The sequence below is a fragment of the Mycolicibacterium peregrinum genome, from assembly GCF_001665625.1.
Classification (GTDB): domain Bacteria; phylum Actinomycetota; class Actinomycetes; order Mycobacteriales; family Mycobacteriaceae; genus Mycobacterium; species Mycobacterium peregrinum_B.
Genome location: NZ_LZSY01000031.1, coordinates 1 through 16279 on the forward strand (window position 1 = coordinate 1; position 16279 = coordinate 16279).

Consider the following 16279-nt stretch of genomic DNA (forward strand, 5'->3'; position numbering starts at 1 on the left):
AGCGGCGGGCCGCCGCGGCGGTTGCGGCACGCCGCTTCACCCTGCCCACTTGACAATCAACACCGCCATATCAGAGCTGTGGATTTCCGCGCCAGGCTATGTCGAGCAGGATGAGAGAAACATCCGTTCCGCGGGTCGGATGGTGTGCCGCATACTTGGCTGCATGTCACTCAGTCAGGCCTGCGCCAGCGCGGAGGCAGTCATCGCGCGTGCGCGTTCCCTGTTTGGCAGCGGCCAGGCGGTGGATGTGCCCGAAACCTCGGGCCACATCACCAGCGCAGCGCAGTCGGTGTCGACCGCTAGGGCCCGAACTACTGACCTCTCAGGCGTGGGGGTCCGGTCCTATCAGGCGATGGCCGACGGATCAGTTCCGCCGCTGACGACGTCGGCAAGTAGCGATTCGAGGCTGGCCGGCCACCTCATGACCGCCAGCGCGGTGACCCAGGCCGGTGCCACTCGCCTGGACCAGATCGCCGCGGCCACACGAGCGATCAGCAAGATGGCGCCCGCGGCGAAGAGCGCGTCCAGCCAACGGATTATCCTCATGGACCTGCGGGCTCAGGTGGCGCAGGCGATGGACGTGGTGCAGTCCTCCCAGCATCGCGCAACCGCATTGGCGACCGGTATCCGGGCGATGGAGTATCCGAAAGATGCTCCAGTGCTGCCGTTGGATGTGCCACAAACTCCTGGCTATGACACCGGAGCTGAAATTCCAGTTGGGAAGGACGCCAAGGAAGTAAAGCAGTGGTGGGACTCGTTACCCCCAGACAAGAAGGCCCAGCTGCTGCGTGATTGGCCCGACAAAGTCGGGCAAGCTCGACGCGGAATTCCCGTCGCGGACCGGAGCATGGCAAACACCACGATCATGCAGCGGGATATCGACCGCCCGGATGAGGTGGCCGCAGCCCGCGGGGTGACGAAGGATGAAGTCCTGGCCCACCCTGAGCTCTACGGGATGGCCGGGCCGATGATGGACCGATACAACGACGCTCTCAAGACCAGGGACGCTTTGGCCCAGACCGCGGAGAGAACCGATGCCCTGACGCTCCTGCAGGTGTGCGAGCCTGAGGCGTTCAAGGGAGACGGGCGCGCAGCCATCACGATCGGCAATCCCGACCAGGCGGACAACACGGCCGTCGTCGTGCCGGGCACCGGCAACAGTGTGGGTTCGGGTTGGATGGGTGGCGATGACGCGGTGACCCTGTACAACGAGGCGAAGGCGGCGGATCCGGCCCATTCCACCTCGGTGGTGGCATGGATGGGTTACGACGCACCCGACAGCCCCATCGACCCGCGGATCGGCACAACTGGCCTGGCGCATCAAGGTGGCCAGCTGTTGGCTTCAGATGTCAACGCGCTCAACGTGACCCATGAGGGCGCGGGGCACATGACGGTGCTCGGGCACTCGTACGGTTCGACCACGGTGGCCGATGCCGCGGCCGGCTATGGCATGCACACCGATGACGTGGTGTTGGTCGGCAGCCCGGGTACCGACATGGCACACAGTGCCGCCGACTTCCACCTCAACGAGGGTGGGCATCTCTACGTCGGGGCTGCATCCAGCGACCCCGTTATGCAACTTGGTGCCTCCCGCAGGTCCGGTGCCGGGAACTGGGTGGGGAGTTTCACTTGGCGATGACCCCGCGCTGGACGGCTACGGCTCCGTCCGCTTCAAGGCTGAAGTGCCCGGTCTGACGAATCCGTTCAGCGACCACAGCCAGTACTACACACAGGGCGGGGAGTCGTTGTACGCCTTGGGCGATATCGTCTCTGGCCACGGCGAAGATCTCCAGCGGCACGGCATGACCGCCCCACACCGCACCTCTCTCCCATTCCTGCCGGACATTCCGGTGCTCAGCGACCCCGAAACGTGGCGTCCGGGCACTTCTGGGCACCGGCATTAGAATTGGCGAGACACGGAAATGGGAAACCAAACACGAAGATGCGCAACACATATACGACGACGAGGGCGATGGTCTCTGCGGCAATGGCCGCGGCTGTCGTGTCTGGATGTGGAGTAGTGAGTGGAATCATGAACGATGGCGTATCGAACCCGATCTCTCCGGAGCAGGTCAAGGCTCAAGTCCTCGATGCTGCCAGAGACATTGTCAGCATTCTCAATCTGTTGGTTTCCAAGGCGATATTCTGGCGTTCCTCATGTAATGATCAGGGGGAGGCGCCTTTCCGTGGTCGGATGAGGGTTTCCTATCCAGTTGCGCCAAGCCTTGAGGCGTCGGCCGCCGAGGTCGACCAGTGGTCCAACATCTTCAAACCAAAGGGTGGACAACTGATCCGGCTGCTCACACACATGGCACAGCACTGACAAAGAACGGCGTCGGTGTGACTTTCTGGCCGCAAAGCGTCAGCGACACCAACCGCGGTCTCGAACTCCTCGGCCAGTGCCAGGACGTGACCACAACCAAAGAGACCGCCGGCGGTAACGAACACATCGACCTGGGCTAGGCCTCGTTCCTGCCAGTCAGCCCTGCCACTGCGTCGGGCCCGAGATTCGCGGATAACGTCGAAAGTAGCGGCGGCGTGAGATGATCACGAATCCAATCAGAACAGCCATGAAGATCGCGTAGCCGGCGAAGAACAGCATCACCCCGCTCCAGGTGGCTGCCGTGGTCAGCAGTAGGCGTCGCGCGTCGGTCCCGGTACATTTCACGGTCAAACTGCCTCGGTCCGTGGGCAGTTCGGCGACGGGACGGTAGATGATGACGGGCCGCCGGGATCGAGACACGGTGGCAGATTCAGCTGGCGGGGACAGGGTAAGTCGCTCACTAGAGGCTGTGGTGGCCGTGCAGTGCACGGTACTTGGGTCCTGGCCGGCGAGGTCCTTGTCGCTGATGAAAACGATGTACTCATCGGCAGAGGGGGTGATCTGCTCTCCGTTGGTGAAGTATTGGCCGGGTTCGTCACTGATCGCGTTGAAGCCGGCGAAGATCAACAACATCGTCACAACTCCGAACGCGGCGGCAGCAATCACGCCCCAACGACGTGGCTTAGTGGGAGTGGTCTGTGGCGGGGTTCCTGGTGGCGCCCATGGTGGTGCGGGCATGGGCGCCGGGTACGGAGGGAGGTGCTGTTGAGGTGGGTAGGGCGGATGGCCGTACGGGTTGTGCGGGCCCTGATGTGGATAGCCGGCTGGCGGATACACCCTGTGTCCTTCCGTGGACGTCTGCGATCTCCAGTGATCGTAGGACGACATCGCTGGTCTGCGGGGCAGCAGTTTGATTGCCCGGTTGCAGCGTCGTCGGCGGTCGGGTCATCTTGCTTTGTTAGGTCGCGACGTGCGAGTAGACGACGTAGATGACGACAGCCAGCATCCCCACCAGAACAAAGAGCAAGTAGGCCGTCTCTTTGTGGTTCACGTCACGGTCGCCGCGGCGCAGGGCTACCCGGCGGTCGCCGGGGGTGGTGGCTTTGAGCATTTGGAAGGTGGCCGTCCATTGGGCCGCGATTCGGAGTGCGCTGTCGCGTTCGGGCCCTGAGCAGCGCTGGGCTTGGGCCTCCCAGAGTCGGCTATTGCGTAGGGCCACAAGCGCGTCCGGGCTGAGGTAACCGCTGTCATCAGCGTCGGGCGAGTTCACCATGGGAACATCGCCTGCCAGGTTCCTTGGGGGAGCTGTTCGTAGAGGTGCTGGATAAATGCCGCTGCTACCAGCAACGAGGGCAATGGGTGTGGAAGTGCTCGTGGGCAGTCCAAAAGGTAGTCGGAGAAGATTATTCGGTAGCGCCCCCAGTCGCCGCGCTTGAGTCCCTGGCGGTGGATGTGTGCGATCGGAGCGCCTTTCTGATCGAAGACCGGGGTGGGATTTTGCGGTGAGCGCAGCGATGGGCCCTGAGCGACCTCGGTCGCGCCGAGCCAGTACTGGTTGACCTCCAGGCCCAACGTGAATCCGCTGACATGTGAGAACTGCGCAACGGGCGCTGTTGGCCGAAGTCGCCCCAGGTCGCGGCCTGAGCCGTCGTTGACCTGCAGGATTTGGTTCTCCCATTGCCCGAATGGTCCTCCCAACCGGGTCAGGTAGAGCAGTGGGGCACCGGTCGGGCTCGTCATGACGAAGCGGAGCTCGGCGTGTGTTCGAGATGTTGGCCAGGCGGGGATGGGGGATGCCGGCGCAATAACCGCTAGTTGCTGGTCATAGACGTTTTCAACCGAGCAGGAAATGTGGCGGCCCTTCTGGTCGGGGATCGCCCGCAGATACAACATGGGCTCACCCAGGGGAAACCCGTCCATCGGGTGAGCGTGGGGGAGCGGCGGCTGCGTCGATTGCTGCGGTGTTGTCACGTTCTGCGAATCCCTGTGGATGTAGTTGCTGATGACGACGGTAGGGCTAGTCCTGGCCGGCTATGGCGTAGGCCGCGGCGGCGAGTGGTTTGAAATGGCTTTGCACGCAGGGCGAAACACATCGTCAATATGGCGGTTGCTGTGGCCATTGGCACTGCTCCTGCGCCGCAAGATAGGCCATCGCCTGCTGCACCGCGGCCAATGCGCTGCGGTACCACGTGATCTGCCCGGTTAGCTCGGCTCGTGCACTCGGATCGCGGCGGTCGCTGAGGCTCTGTTCAAGCGCGGTGATACTGGCTTGGCACCGCTTTGCCTCTGCTGCAAGCTCATCGTGTGGGACCTGCCATAACGGCACGTGCAGCCAACGGGATCGGAACGCTGCCGACTGCCTTCTCCGGCGCGTATCGGTCCAGTTGGCGACTTGCGGCTTCACCACAAATATCCACGCACCGCCAAGAACCCAGATGCCCACCATGACCAAGGTTCCTTCGGCTGTGTTCCTCACGGGAGTTCATCCGCCAGCGTTCGGCCGGACTTGGCTCGTTCGATCACGGTCGGCAACATGTTCCTTCTTCTGCCAGCTGGCCCCTTGTCATGAAGCAGCATATGGCGGGCCTGCCCTCACCGATGACGCCAATCTCGACTTCAGGCCGGATGGAGGTACGCATTTGCCGGCACGCCACATGGATTAGGTGGGCTACTCGCAGGCGTGATTGACGTGAGCTGGATCGACTACTGGGTGGACCACTATCCAGTCAACGCCGACACCGAAGTCCTGAATGAGGTCGGCGCACGAGTTCGTGAACGAGGCCACTACGACCGGCAGGACTTCATCACGGGGCCACGCACCGTGAAGGCACGGCTCACCGTCTATCTGACCGCACTACTGGCAAAGCAAATCACCGCGTTCGCCTGGGCTATCTGGCCACTATTGGCGGGGCGTCACCCCGGGGCGCTGGTGTCAGCCAGCCCCTCCCTCACCACGTTCACTCTGGTGCGGTCCTGGGTCTCACTCGGCGGCCGTAATCGATACGTCCCGCGGCCGCAGGACACGCAGCGTCCATTACCCCGCTTGGAACCCGAGCGATGTTGTTCCATGTGTCGCATGTGGTGTCATCTGTGATGATGCTGATCGGCCCGATCCGCCGAGATTCCCGCGGCCTCCGCCGAAGAACGCTGACGAAAGAAAAATCCGAGAACACCACTTACACCGAATACGGACAGTCCCGCAGCCTCTGCAAATCTGGACTTATTGGGGGTAGTTCAGTCCCGTCCCGTGAGGCGGGAGCTGAGGCTCACCACCGTGTGCGGTGACGTAGGCCATGGCTTGCTGAATTGTAGTCATTGTGGTGCGGTACCACGAGATTTGATTGATCAACTCGTCATTGGCAGGTCGCGCCATCGGGCCAGTGCGCCGCTTCTCGAGAATCGAAATGATCTGCCCACAACGTGACGCCTCGCAGGCGAGCTCAGCGTACGGGACCTGCCACAACTGGACATGCTGCCAACGAGACCTGAACTCGGCCGATTCTTGAAAGAGTCGCTGTTCGTGTTCATCCTGTGGCCCGTGGCTACCGAACCTGTCGACAATCCACGGCCCTACGATCAGCAGGAAGAACAAGAACGCGAAAATGCTGAAGACTAAGCCCGCACAAATGCCGAGGAGAAGCAGCCATTCACCTGGTGTGTTCGGGGGGTGTCTCAATCCGTCCTCGCTACGGTCAATTTGCAGTCGATGGGGTGCAGCAATCGCACCGTCTCAGTGATGCTCGGGGCGGTATTGGGGGTAGTTCAGTCCCGTCCCGTGAGGCGGGAGCTGAGGCTCACCACCGTGTGCGGTGACGTAGGCCATGGCTTGCTGAATTGTAGTCATTGTGGTGCGGTACCACGAGATTTGATTGATCAACTCGTCATTGGCAGGTCGCGCCATCGGGCCAGTGCGCCGCTTCTCGAGAATCGAAATGATCTGCCCACAACGTGACGCCTCGCAGGCGAGCTCAGCGTACGGGACCTGCCACAACTGGACATGCTGCCAACGAGACCTGAACTCGGCCGATTCTTGAAAGAGTCGCTGTTCGTGTTCATCCTGTGGCCCGTGGCTACCGAACCTGTCGACAATCCACGGCAAAACGATCACGAGGAAGAACAACACCGCGCAAATGCCGAGGAGAAGCAGCCATTCACCTGGTGTGTTCGGTGGGTGTCTCAATCCATCCTCGCTACTGTCAACTTACAGCCGATGGAGTGCGGTTCCGTCTGGCAATCGCACCATTCTGGGGACTGCTCGGGGGCGGGCATACCAGTGGACTGGATGTTGGTTGGCGTCCAACGCGAGCATCGTCACCATGTTTGACGCTAGCTTACAGTTGGTCAGCGTTAACGCGAGGAACGGCAACGACGCCGCGGTCAGTCGCATCATGGATGAGGAAGGGTTGTGGCACGCAGATCGATCCCGCTACCCGTTCCAGAACTAATTGAGTAAGTAGCGTGTCCCGCAACCGAATTGGCCGATAACGGGGGTCACGGACATGAATCGTCACTGTGACAGCGTGGACGGTTGCCCTGCGGTCCCGCCGCGGGGATAATTCGAACAAATGAGCGAAAGTAGCGGGATTGAGGCGTACGCGGCGCGGGTGGACGGGACCCGGGCCGCCAGAGTCATGCCGCAACGGGCACCCATTGACGCATGGCAAATATCAGGTCGGGAGCAGGGCGTGCCGCTGCGGGACCATTCACCGGGTGTTCCATTGCGACATATGTGCCGATCGGATGTACCGCCTCAGAGCCCGGGCCGGCGTGTTCCTTCGTGGACTTCGACGGCCGCCAGTTACAGCCCGAGAATCCGACAGGCCGATAGCGGTATGCTGAATATTGCTGTCCCACAACGGATTTAGCCGATAAGCGACGAAATATCAGGTTATCTTGATATGGACATTGGTGATTATCAGGATACCCTGACGTCGATGCGCTACCAATGCCTTCATGGGATGGGAGTACTCCACCGGCGGCGATCGAGCCAGCGAATGGCACGAGGGCTTCCTGGTGGCTGAGTTCGTCGACGGAAAACGCGCACTGGGAATCTGCGGGGCTGGCATACCCACGGGACACCTTGCTGTCGACCAGTACGGCGACGGATCGTTCGGACAAGAAGCAGTCGCCCGGCACGGCGGCGATGGCGCCTTTCACACCCGGCCAGCCGGCGAAGTTGTCGGCTGGCGGATCGTATGCAACTGCTACAGCCCCGGTGACGTTATGCCCTCGAACCGTTGGTTCAGCCAACAGCTTTGGGCACGCGTACCCTCCCCCGTCCAGCACAACCCAAGAGTGTTCCGGATCTACGCGGCCGATGACGACATTTACGACGTAGACACCACCGAGCCTGCCGCCCGCGACGTCTGGTGGAACGATCACATCAACGCCATTGACGCAGCGGCCGGGATCGCGGCCGCGCTCGCGGCAGTGCGAGCCGGTGAAACCCAGCTCGACGAAGCGGTCGTTCGAGCCCGCCAGAATCGCCTCTCCTGGGCCAAAATCGGTGCCGCAGCGGGAATGTCAGGCCAGGCCGCTCACGAACGGTGGTCCAAGCGCTGCGACCCCACGCCCGACATCACCTACTACGCGAAATTGGCGGCGAACAGGACGCGCCAGAATCCGTCTGGCATCGTCCGGCGCATTCACACCAGTTCTGGGCCCACCGACGAGGCTTTTGGCCGGGACTTGCAGTGGCACCCTACCGAGTATCTGCGGCGGTATAGGTTGGGGCACAACGATGTTGATCATGAAGAAATCACCGCAGGCGAAGCGCAGGTGGTCATCGACCGATGGTGCATCAAGTGGGCCAACGAGGATGCCCAGACCGGTGAGAGCCTGACCCCGATTCGGTATGACCAGACTGGGCTGCGAGGCCGAACGGCGGAGCTGCTGACCGATCTGCCAAGGAATGATGCGGGGGTGCCGGTTACCCTGCCGGCCGGCACCACTCGTGTGGTGATTGTCGACGACACGCCGAATTCCACGTTGACGCTCCGGGTGCACCCAGTGGGTGAGGTGGACCGTGTGGTCTTCGTCGACCACGCCGCGCTGGCCCTGGCGCCGGACGGTTCCGAACGCTCGTCACTCTGAGCATGCCGAGCTCTGAATCGCCGCGTGGTCGATCCGCCATGAGATTGCAGTGCCGCCGATGAAATCCTCTGCGAGGAAGAGTTTTCGCAGACGGTGCATCGCGATTTCGCTGCGGGTCGCTGAGATAGGGCACATCGCACCAGAAGCGAATTGAAGCGGTTGGCGTATCCGACCCCAAAAACGCCGAAAGCCGGGCGGTAACCCGGCTTCGACGTACACAAAGAGTTGTGAGGCTCTTAGAACCCCCTGGGGGGTAGGCGTATTCCAGCGCGTCTGCAAGCCTGTGTCAACAACCCGCGCCGCCGATGTCGCCACCGCGATCCAAGGCAGTCGCACGGCGGCCGTCTCGGCGGGGCCTCGTCAGACGCGCCGACTCGTACGGCACAGTTCATCCCAGGCAAGTGGCCAGCGCAGGCTGTCCCCGGCCGGCGGCCCGGGTCGGTGACCGGCTGGTACACGCCCGCATGCCGAGATCGCGGAGCGCAACATCGTCAACCGCATCAGCGAGCAGCTGCGTGCCCTCGGTGCGCCACGAGTCCGAGGCCACACGCCGACCTGCGGTTGGGTAGAGGGTTTGGGTGTGTCTCCTCATCCGACAGCTACGAGCTGAGCAGTGTGACAGTGGCGTGAGTATTGATCTCCGATGCCGGCAGATGCCATATCTGCGGCGGTACTGGATCCAAGACGAATTGGTCAAGGGCGTGGCCGTCATCGAATTCGACTAACAGGGCCTGAGCGTATTTCTCCGCAGGGGTACCGATCGGAAAACCGATGCCGTCAGTCAGCGGCTTCTCGCAAAGGTAGACGCCGGTGATCTCGCCGTGAAGTGGGTGAACCTCGGTGGTGTCTTGGAAGCCGGCATCGAGGATCGACGCGGCGGCCGCCACGCTGGTGGTGTGGTAGAGGGTTGTCATAGATCTCCCCAATCGCAATCTGCCTACGGCTTTTCGGCCCGTGCGTTCCGCCGCGGCAGAGCTCTGTGGCCCTGTGAGAGTTCGCAGATGGCTTCCTGGTTGAGGATACAAGAGCTGCGCGCCTGTGGCCTGCAGCGATACGGGATTTGATCGGCGCAAAATCCCCCATCAGCCCGCAATTGCCTGCATTTCAGGACCGCTCCCTGCGCTGAGCTGCGCCATCGCGGGCGGTCGAATCGCCAGGGGTGACTATCAACGCCGCGAGTTAAGGATCAGATACTGCGCCGCTGTGCGTTGGGCGACATCGGTCTTCTGGTGGGAGAAGGCCCGGAACGCGTAGCGGCCGACGCGGGCGACGCATTGGAAGACGGTGTTGTTGGGGCCGCTGCTGCCGGTTGTGCCGTCATAGCAACGGGATTCGGGGAGCCCGAGCACTGGCGGCATCGGTTTGAACGCCTTGTCACTATCGGCGTCTTTGTCGAGTGCGTCGGTGAATTCGCGGGCCGATGAGGCGTCCTTGGTTTGGTAGATGACGGTCGCTCCGCGCACGACGGTGTCGACGCCGGCGTCTGTGTACAGCGTGCCCATGGACGCGGTGTTGCCCTCGAAGGACAACCCACCTTGCGGGCCATATGACCCTTGGGTGAAGTCTTTCGTATCGCTGCCTTGTTGAAGCGTGCCGGCGTAGAGGCCGGTGGGGTCCAGCGGTAGTTCGCTCAGCTTTGCGGGGTCGGTGGGCGTGAACTCGTCGATTCGAGGGGCCTGCCGGTCCAGTGTTGCGGCCACGAGATCGGCGGCCCCACCTTCTGATTCTTGTGAGTTGACGAACTGGTAGAGAACGTATGGGCCGTGCGGCGTGTAGCTCTCTACATAGTGGGCGCCATCGCCGGCATCGAACGTGGCTCCCAGGGCTTCGGGATGTCGCGGGATCGGGTATGGGATTCGCGTGCCGCGCGGGGGCGGGACGGCGGCCAGTTGGGTGGCCGCGTCGGCGGCCGTCGCTTCGTCGGGGAATCGGGCGATCATCACGGTCATGGCCCGGGTGGGACCGAAGCGTTGCGCGGCGAAGCCGGCCACGTAGTGGTGCGACTCGAGGATCTCCTGTGTTCCGCTGGCCACGAACTCATTGATCAGGCCCACCGCAGGCAGCGGTATGGCGGTGCCCAGGCCATTCAAATTGCCCTGGCGGGCAATGGCTTTGTCGACATCGCTGGGCAGCACGAGATATTCGGCCATCCGCTGGGACTCCACGATTTTGCCGCGGCCGCCGGCAGCCCCCATTGGGTTGGAGGGCTTCGTTGGGTAGTTTCCGGGGTCGAGCAGGGCCACGATGGCACCGTCGGCGTTCGCGGTCAAAGCCTGGTCGGGAACCGCATGCCCAGGCTGCACTGAGGTGCAGCCGGCCAGGATGACCGCCGTCCCGAGCAATGCTGTCGCGCTTCTGCAGATTCTGCGCACAGCCCACCTCTCCCCTGGCTCTCGCCTTTTTTGATCGCCGTCAGTATCACAGACGATTCGAGCCGGCCAACGCACAGAAAAATGCGTGCGTAGGAGGTCGGTGCACTATTCGGGAGTCCTCGCGCAGGCGCCGCAATAAGCTCACGGACTCGTCGGCGACGGATGGAAGAATCGATTGGACCGCACGGGGCTCTGAAGGGGCGGCTGACGACCAAAGCGAGGGGTTTCAGATGAACGAAAGCGTCGCAATGTTGGGCGTTCTTGCTGCAGCGGCATGGGCGGTGTTCGGCTGCCTGTACGCGCGGATGTCGTGGTCTGGCGGTGCCCCGATAGAGATTCGTAGAGGTTCTCGCGAACAGTACTTCTAGGCGTAGCCGCGGCCTCGCTGGCCACGGTGATCGTGACGCGGTTGGGATCAGTGCACATACACCCTGCAGTGTCTGCGGCGATGGGTTTTGGTCTTGTTATCGGGGTTGTCGGCGTCATCACCGGGCAAATCCGGAGACGCCTGCAGATGCGCTCGACAACACGCCTCACTACACAAGTTTGACGAGGCCGCCGATTCATGGCACGACAGGTCTGCGGATCGGGTACGGAAATGATGGGGCAGAATTCCGAAAGTGTCGACACCCCCGGCAGTGATGCCTAAACCGTCGTGGTCCATCCGGTTGATCATCCTGATCGCCACCATCGTGGTAGCTCTCGTGGTCATCGCCCTGACGGGTGCCGAACTGTACGCACGGCATAAGGCCGGCGCCGTGCTGGTCGCGGTCACGGAATGCGTGGTGGAGGACAACGCATCGGTGTCGTTTGGCGTCAGACCGCCGTTCGTGTGGCAGCACGTCACCGGCCACTACACCAACATCTCGGTTGAGACGGGCGGCAAACAGGTGCAGGCCGCCAAGGGAATGACTGCCGATGTCGCATTGTCCGACATACGGCTAGAGGGCACCGAGAACTCCAAGGGCACCATCGGATCGCTCACCGCGACGCTGACATGGACGGCGGCTGGCATCAAGGACACGGTGGCCGAGAACTTGCCGGGAGTCGGGGCGCTGATCACTGATGTCAGCATCGACCCGGCCGCGGGGACCATCACCATGGCGGCCTTCGGGGGTACCCAGGTGACGGCCAAGCCCGTGGTGAACGCCGGGAATCTCGATCTGCAGGTGACCGACGTCAGTGGCCTTTTTGAGCAGGACACCGTGCAGTCGGCCCTTGACGTCTTGATGACTCAGTTGAACGACGCTTATCCGCTGGGCATGCACGCCGACAGCGTCGTGGTGACCGACTCTGGCGTGGTGGGCAAGTTCTCCAGTCAGAACGCATCCATCCCCAACGGCGGTTCCAACGATGCCTGCTTCGGCCAGCTCTGATGTAGCCCGCGGTATTCGCCTCTGAACACGTGCGCCTTGGCCGCCCGGCCGATGAGTGCGTCTACCGCGCCACGGTTCCGAATGCGCTTGTGTATCTGGCGTTTCCGGGAATGATGTGGAGCGGCGCCGGGGCATCGGCTCGATCCACGGTGGGCGTGGGCGTTTCATGCAACCAGGGAGGGGTCCGTGGTAGAGAGTGGATCGTTGGGATCAGTACCCGATTTGACCGCCCTGTCGCTGCAGGACTTCGTCCGCTGGGGTGTTGCTCGCGCGGAGGCGCCGGACTTCGTTATCCAGCAGGCGCTGGCGGTGACGGATGTACTGCAGGTCAGCACCTATGCGCGTGGTTCGCAGCGGTTGGTGCTGGTCGATCATGATCGCCGGTATGCGTACAAGCTGGCCTGCACCGAGCGTGGCGAGCAGACCAGCGAGGTGGAGGCCAGCGGGGCGATTGCGGCTCCGGTCGCGCCTGCACAGTGGATCGAGATCGCGGGTGTCCGTGTGCTGCAGATGGAGTATGTGGACCATGTCGTTGAGGATGATCGTCTCCGCGAGATCGATCTTGCTCGCTATCCGTGGGTGCCACTGGTCGATTGCGTCCAGATCGGCTGGGCGGCTGACGGATCGTTGGTCTGTTTTGATGCGGGGCAGTTCGGCGAGCACAACCGCGAGATCTTCTACCAGCGGCTGCAGATCGGAGCAGGTGGCCGATGAAGCCTTGGTGTACAAACCGATTTGACCGATACGCCCGGCCCAGATCGATTCCGTGTTCCCTCGTTTGTCGACCACTGATTTGTCAGTCGTAGCACCGACATTCGTCGCGCCAATTCCCCTGGAGCCTTTCCGACTGCTGTCGGCGATCGTGTCCCAGCGAAGGCGTAGCCCCTCCCCCGCCAGGTCAGTCCGGTAGGAGCGTGGCGGCGGCCACCCCGAAGTGGTCGGCCAGGCGGTAGAGCACGCCCACCGTGATGTTCTTCTTTCCGGCCTCCAACCGGCCCAGGTAGGTGCGATGCAATCCGACTGCTTGGGCCACGTTGATCTGGGTCTCGGCCCGGTCCTCGCGCAGCCTGCGTAGACGTGCGCCGAGCTCCGCCAGTCGCTGTGGGTCGATCTCCACGCGTAGACTATAGGCTACCGTTTTGTGTAGCTTATAGTCATCATCACTGCACGAACCGGGATGTGAGACGACTACGCGAAAGGGGCTCGAATCGTGAGTGGACTGACCGACGCCGAAGGCGTGCGAAGCGCCGAAAGTGATTGCGATGAGGACTTGTTCGCAGACGATGCGCTGCCGATTCATCACCTTGATGACGATGGCGGTCAACAGCGTGGCGTTTGCCCGCATTCGGGCGGCTCACGGAATACTCTCGGCGGCTGCCCGCGAGGTTGCGCCGCGGCGACGGAACATTTTTCGAACGACGGCCACCGGGGTTGTTACGACCCGGCCCCCGTCCACTGAGCGGCAAGGGCACCGTCGATGTTTGGCAAGGGTGGGCCTGTCGTCGTTGTCGCGTGCGGGGCGGCGAAGCTGGACCGTCGTGCGCCGGCCGCTGAGCTCTACACGTCGTCTCATTTTGGGCTGATGCTGCGCGCTACTCGTAGGGTTGCCGATCAGCAGGCGGCCGCGTTCTGATTCTCAGCGCTCGCCACGGGCTGGTGGGGTGCGACCTGGTGCTTGATCCGTACGACGTGAAGATGGGCGCAACGGGTGCCATCACGCCCGCTGAGATTGCCGCGCAGCTGGCCGGCATCGCGCCGAGCGTCATCACGACGCTGCTTCCGCGCGCGTACGCCAGTGCCCGGCATACGGCTGCCGCCCGTGTCGGCGCTCCCGAGCCGGTGGACCTGTTCGCCGATGCGCGCGGCATCGGCTATCAGCGCCGCGTCGCGTCACGCCTGATCGCGGACTGATGGAGGGAATCGCGTGATCCAGGCATCCCTGAAACCTGCGCCTCTCGATCCTGCAAGGGCCGGGCTCGACATTCCGGCCGACCTGGTCAACCGCCAGTTCAAGGCCCCCGCACGCAACCGCCTCTGGGTTGCCGATATCACCTACGTGCGGACCTGGCAGGGGTTCTGCTACACCGCGTTCGTCACCGACGTGTGCACCCGCAAGATCGTTGGCTGGGCGGTCTCGGTGACGATGCGCACCGAGGATCTGCCGTTACAGGCTTTCAATCATGCTGTGTGGCAGTCTGATTCGGATCTATCTGAGTTGGTCCATCATTCCGACCGTGGATCGCAGTACCTATCGCTGACCTATACCGACCGGCTGGCCGAGCTCGGGATCGCGCCCTCGGTCGGATCGCGCGGCGATAGCTATGACAACGCCCTCGCCGAGGCGGTCAACGCCGCCTACAAGACCGAGGTAATCCACCGCGCAAAACCGTGGCGCTGCGTCGACGACGTCGAACTGGCGACCGCCTAATGGGTGGCCTGGTACAACCAAGAACGCCTGCACGAAGCCCTCGGCTACGTTCCACCAGCCGAGTACGAGGCCGCCCTCACCGGCACCTCACACCCCGTGAGCCAGCCCTCCCGGGCCCTCACACGCATCTTGGAACAAAACCCGGGGTACTTCAGTTCTGTTGGTGGTCGCAGTATGTGTCCAGGTGCACCCGTCACGAGCCCGTGTCAGCGCTGCCTTCGTGCCGACAATGTGCCCGGCGGACGGTATTCAGCTGGCAGGTGGCGCCTGCGCGAGCTGTCCCGACGGGATGGTGATGTCGGTTTGGCCTGACCGAAGCGGAATCAATTGCGACTATCGCCAGGCCCGGCCGACCCGGCCGCCAATTACCTCAACGCTGCTGGCGGACGTCCAGTGAGAGTTGGGGAACAAAGGTCGAGCAAGGAGGAATTTGAGTGGATTTTCAGCGAACCAGCGATCGGGGCATTGACTCTGCCTTGACACCACGCGGCGGCTGATCGAGGCCGCGCAGGGCGTTCCTGGGCTGCCCACTGACGACGAGTCTGCATTGAACGACGCGTGGCTTACGGAAGCCGCACTGGAGGTTCCGCGCGCCTACGGGAAGTCCCGTACGTGCAGCGCAGCCGAGCGTGCAGAGAACCATCTCCTTCTCGACCAACTGAATGCTCTCGTGGAAGAGGTGCACGAGATTATTAACCGCCAGATGGCAGGATCCGCGCCGTCCGAGCAGTGCGCCAATGTGGCAGCCCAGGTGGATGAGGCAAGGCATCACTGGCGGCGGTCCACCTCGGGATCGACGAGGCTTTGCGTAGCGTCGAGCAGGTCGAGGAGGGACGATTCCGGTGAACAGCGAAGTGACGCCCAGATATTCCAGCAAGATTAAGCGGGCACTGTGATTGATCGGTCCAAGACCGCCAAGCTGCTCGCGTGCGTCGCGGCCGCCGCGTCAGCCGCCCTGACACTGCCGCCGTGGGTCAGTCTGGATGACCTTGGCAGCCCCTTCCGCTGGAATGGCCTGGGGATCTATATAGGGGACTTCTCCAGCCACTACTCCTCACAGCTCGACGGTCTAGCCACCAGCTTGCCTGGGTGGATCGTGTTGATCGCCTCGATAGCGTGTGCGGTCGCGCTCGCATCGGCGACGCGACGCCGCTGGCCCGCGGTTGTGGCGTGCGTGTTCGCCGGCGTCGCCTTCGCCGCCGCGGTGGCTTCGGTTGTCTGGGCAGCACTGCTCGTCGGCGACATCAAGTACTCGTTAGGCATTCCAGACGACGTCAGCGACAGGTCTTTGCTCAACTCCAGCGTGCTGGTCGCCGAACTTGCGACCACCGCCGCGCTCGCTGCCTGCTCGGTGTACGTGCACCGTTCAATCCGCGAGGGCATGGCGGTCCATCAATCAGGGAGGATGTGACTGGTCACGGCGCTTGACTACTGGGCATAGGAGCCCATCTTCGCTGCCGGCGCCGCGGTTGGCGGCGCGGTGGTTGCGGTGGGCCTGATCGTCTACCTTCGGCGACTGTCGTCTGCGGAGCTGCGGGGTGTTCGGCTGACCGTGGTGTGGGCGCTGGCTTTCGCGGTCACGGCTGGTGCGTTGTTTGTTCCGTCGATGATTGACTTTGACTGCTGATTCGGGAGTCGTTTGATCACGAACTTCGGAGTCGGTGTTGTCGCGGCGAAGTCGTTGACT

General features: G+C 62.7%; 17 protein-coding genes and 1 pseudogene. 10 read left to right on the forward strand and 8 right to left on the reverse strand.

The genetic code is table 11. The features are described 5' to 3' along the window. Nucleotides 1–163: 163 nt before the first annotated feature. Entirely contained in the window at nucleotides 164–1639 is a 1476-nt protein-coding gene (locus A5779_RS04965; protein ID WP_236734652.1) for an alpha/beta hydrolase, read from the forward strand. Here A5779_RS04965 and A5779_RS34380 read toward each other — a convergent pair. Then, the gene (locus tag A5779_RS34380; protein WP_236734653.1) at nucleotides 1626–1895 is read right to left on the reverse strand and encodes a hypothetical protein; all 270 of its coding nucleotides are present in this window, start codon (nucleotides 1893–1895) and stop codon (nucleotides 1626–1628) included. The two genes, A5779_RS04965 and A5779_RS34380, sit on opposite strands and share 14 nt — an antisense overlap. Nucleotides 1896–2032: 137 nt before the next feature. On the opposite strand from A5779_RS34380, the gene A5779_RS04975 reads away from it, so the two are divergent. Next, nucleotides 2033–2323 (forward strand): lipoprotein LppJ family protein, encoded by a 291-nt coding sequence (locus A5779_RS04975; RefSeq protein ID WP_236734654.1) that lies wholly within the window; start codon nucleotides 2033–2035, stop codon nucleotides 2321–2323. Between the two features lie 17 nt (nucleotides 2324–2340). Continuing rightward, nucleotides 2341–2463 (forward strand): hypothetical protein, encoded by a 123-nt coding sequence (locus A5779_RS34775; RefSeq protein WP_269085835.1) that lies wholly within the window; start codon nucleotides 2341–2343, stop codon nucleotides 2461–2463. A gap of 16 nt (nucleotides 2464–2479) precedes the next feature. Here A5779_RS34775 and A5779_RS04980 read toward each other — a convergent pair whose 3' ends face one another. The 4 genes from A5779_RS04980 to A5779_RS04995 form a co-directional block, all read right to left on the reverse strand. Continuing rightward, entirely contained in the window at nucleotides 2480–2989 is a 510-nt protein-coding gene (locus tag A5779_RS04980) for a hypothetical protein (protein ID WP_064879576.1), read from the reverse strand. Nucleotides 2990–3281: 292 nt separating this feature from the next. Next, a complete protein-coding gene (locus A5779_RS04985; RefSeq protein ID WP_064879578.1) occupies nucleotides 3282–3596 on the reverse strand; it encodes a hypothetical protein in 315 nt (104 codons plus the stop codon). Next, on the reverse strand, nucleotides 3590–4063 hold the full coding sequence (locus A5779_RS04990) for a hypothetical protein (RefSeq protein ID WP_131811570.1): 474 nt from the start codon (nucleotides 4061–4063) through the stop codon (nucleotides 3590–3592). Before A5779_RS04990 ends, A5779_RS04985 begins: the two co-directional genes overlap by 7 nt. Before the next feature lie 355 nt (nucleotides 4064–4418). Then, a complete protein-coding gene (locus A5779_RS04995; protein WP_064879582.1) occupies nucleotides 4419–4769 on the reverse strand; it encodes a hypothetical protein in 351 nt (116 codons plus the stop codon). Between the two features lie 234 nt (nucleotides 4770–5003). Here A5779_RS04995 and A5779_RS05000 point away from each other — a divergent pair, with 234 nt between their 5' ends. Both A5779_RS05000 and A5779_RS34235 read left to right on the forward strand, forming a co-directional pair. Further along, complete coding sequence (locus A5779_RS05000) at nucleotides 5004–5417, forward strand: hypothetical protein (RefSeq protein ID WP_165609742.1); 414 nt, start codon at nucleotides 5004–5006, stop codon at nucleotides 5415–5417. Nucleotides 5418–7276: 1859 nt separating this feature from the next. After that, nucleotides 7277–8416: a DUF7161 family protein gene (locus tag A5779_RS34235; protein WP_064879590.1), complete on the forward strand. Its 1140-nt coding sequence runs from the start codon at nucleotides 7277–7279 to the stop codon at nucleotides 8414–8416. A 599-nt stretch (nucleotides 8417–9015) separates the two neighbouring features. On the opposite strand, the gene A5779_RS05020 is transcribed toward A5779_RS34235, so the two are convergent. Together A5779_RS05020 and A5779_RS05025 are read right to left on the reverse strand one after the other, a co-directional pair. Then, on the reverse strand, nucleotides 9016–9303 hold the full coding sequence (locus tag A5779_RS05020; RefSeq protein ID WP_131811571.1) for a hypothetical protein: 288 nt from the start codon (nucleotides 9301–9303) through the stop codon (nucleotides 9016–9018). Between the two features lie 279 nt (nucleotides 9304–9582). Beyond that, nucleotides 9583–10788 (reverse strand): DUF7373 family lipoprotein, encoded by a 1206-nt coding sequence (locus tag A5779_RS05025; RefSeq protein WP_131811572.1) that lies wholly within the window; start codon nucleotides 10786–10788, stop codon nucleotides 9583–9585. A 620-nt stretch (nucleotides 10789–11408) separates the two neighbouring features. Between A5779_RS05025 and A5779_RS05030 the strand changes: the two genes are divergently transcribed. Together A5779_RS05030 and A5779_RS05035 are read left to right on the forward strand one after the other, a co-directional pair. Then, complete coding sequence (locus A5779_RS05030) at nucleotides 11409–12164, forward strand: LmeA family phospholipid-binding protein (protein ID WP_330220054.1); 756 nt, start codon at nucleotides 11409–11411, stop codon at nucleotides 12162–12164. 204 nt (nucleotides 12165–12368) lie between these two features. Beyond that, entirely contained in the window at nucleotides 12369–12878 is a 510-nt protein-coding gene (locus A5779_RS05035; protein ID WP_131811573.1) for a hypothetical protein, read from the forward strand. Nucleotides 12879–13062: 184 nt separating this feature from the next. Here A5779_RS05035 and A5779_RS34385 read toward each other — a convergent pair whose 3' ends face one another. Then, nucleotides 13063–13281 carry a helix-turn-helix domain-containing protein gene (locus tag A5779_RS34385; RefSeq protein WP_064879604.1) on the reverse strand — a complete coding sequence of 73 codons (219 nt, stop codon included), beginning with the start codon at nucleotides 13279–13281 and terminating at the stop codon, nucleotides 13063–13065. 554 nt (nucleotides 13282–13835) lie between these two features. Between A5779_RS34385 and A5779_RS05045 the strand changes: the two genes are divergently transcribed. The 3 genes and pseudogenes from A5779_RS05045 (at nucleotide 13836) to A5779_RS05060 (ending at nucleotide 16003) form a co-directional block, all read left to right on the forward strand. Further along, nucleotides 13836–14075 (forward strand): hypothetical protein, encoded by a 240-nt coding sequence (locus A5779_RS05045; protein ID WP_131811574.1) that lies wholly within the window; start codon nucleotides 13836–13838, stop codon nucleotides 14073–14075. Between the two features lie 73 nt (nucleotides 14076–14148). After that, nucleotides 14149–14664 (forward strand): annotated as a pseudogene (locus A5779_RS05050) (IS3 family transposase); the annotation flags it as partial. Between the two features lie 820 nt (nucleotides 14665–15484). Next, nucleotides 15485–16003 carry a hypothetical protein gene (locus A5779_RS05060; protein ID WP_207549028.1) on the forward strand — a complete coding sequence of 173 codons (519 nt, stop codon included), beginning with the start codon at nucleotides 15485–15487 and terminating at the stop codon, nucleotides 16001–16003. Nucleotides 16004–16279: the final 276 nt, after the last annotated feature.

Bases quoted from the DNA above. Each gene is read 5' to 3' on its own strand.
- A5779_RS04995 (WP_064879582.1), bottom strand. From the start codon at position 4,769: ATGGTGGGCATCTGGGTTCTTGGCGGTGCGTGGATATTTGTGGTGAAG.
- A5779_RS34235 (WP_064879590.1), top strand. From the start codon at position 7,277: ATGGGATGGGAGTACTCCACCGGCGGCGATCGAGCCAGCGAATGGCAC.
- A5779_RS04990 (WP_131811570.1), bottom strand. From the start codon at position 4,063: ATGACGAGCCCGACCGGTGCCCCACTGCTCTACCTGACCCGGTTGGGA.
- A5779_RS04975 (WP_236734654.1), top strand. From the start codon at position 2,033: ATGAACGATGGCGTATCGAACCCGATCTCTCCGGAGCAGGTCAAGGCT.
- A5779_RS04985 (WP_064879578.1), bottom strand. From the start codon at position 3,596: ATGGTGAACTCGCCCGACGCTGATGACAGCGGTTACCTCAGCCCGGAC.
- A5779_RS04965 (WP_236734652.1), top strand. From the start codon at position 164: ATGTCACTCAGTCAGGCCTGCGCCAGCGCGGAGGCAGTCATCGCGCGT.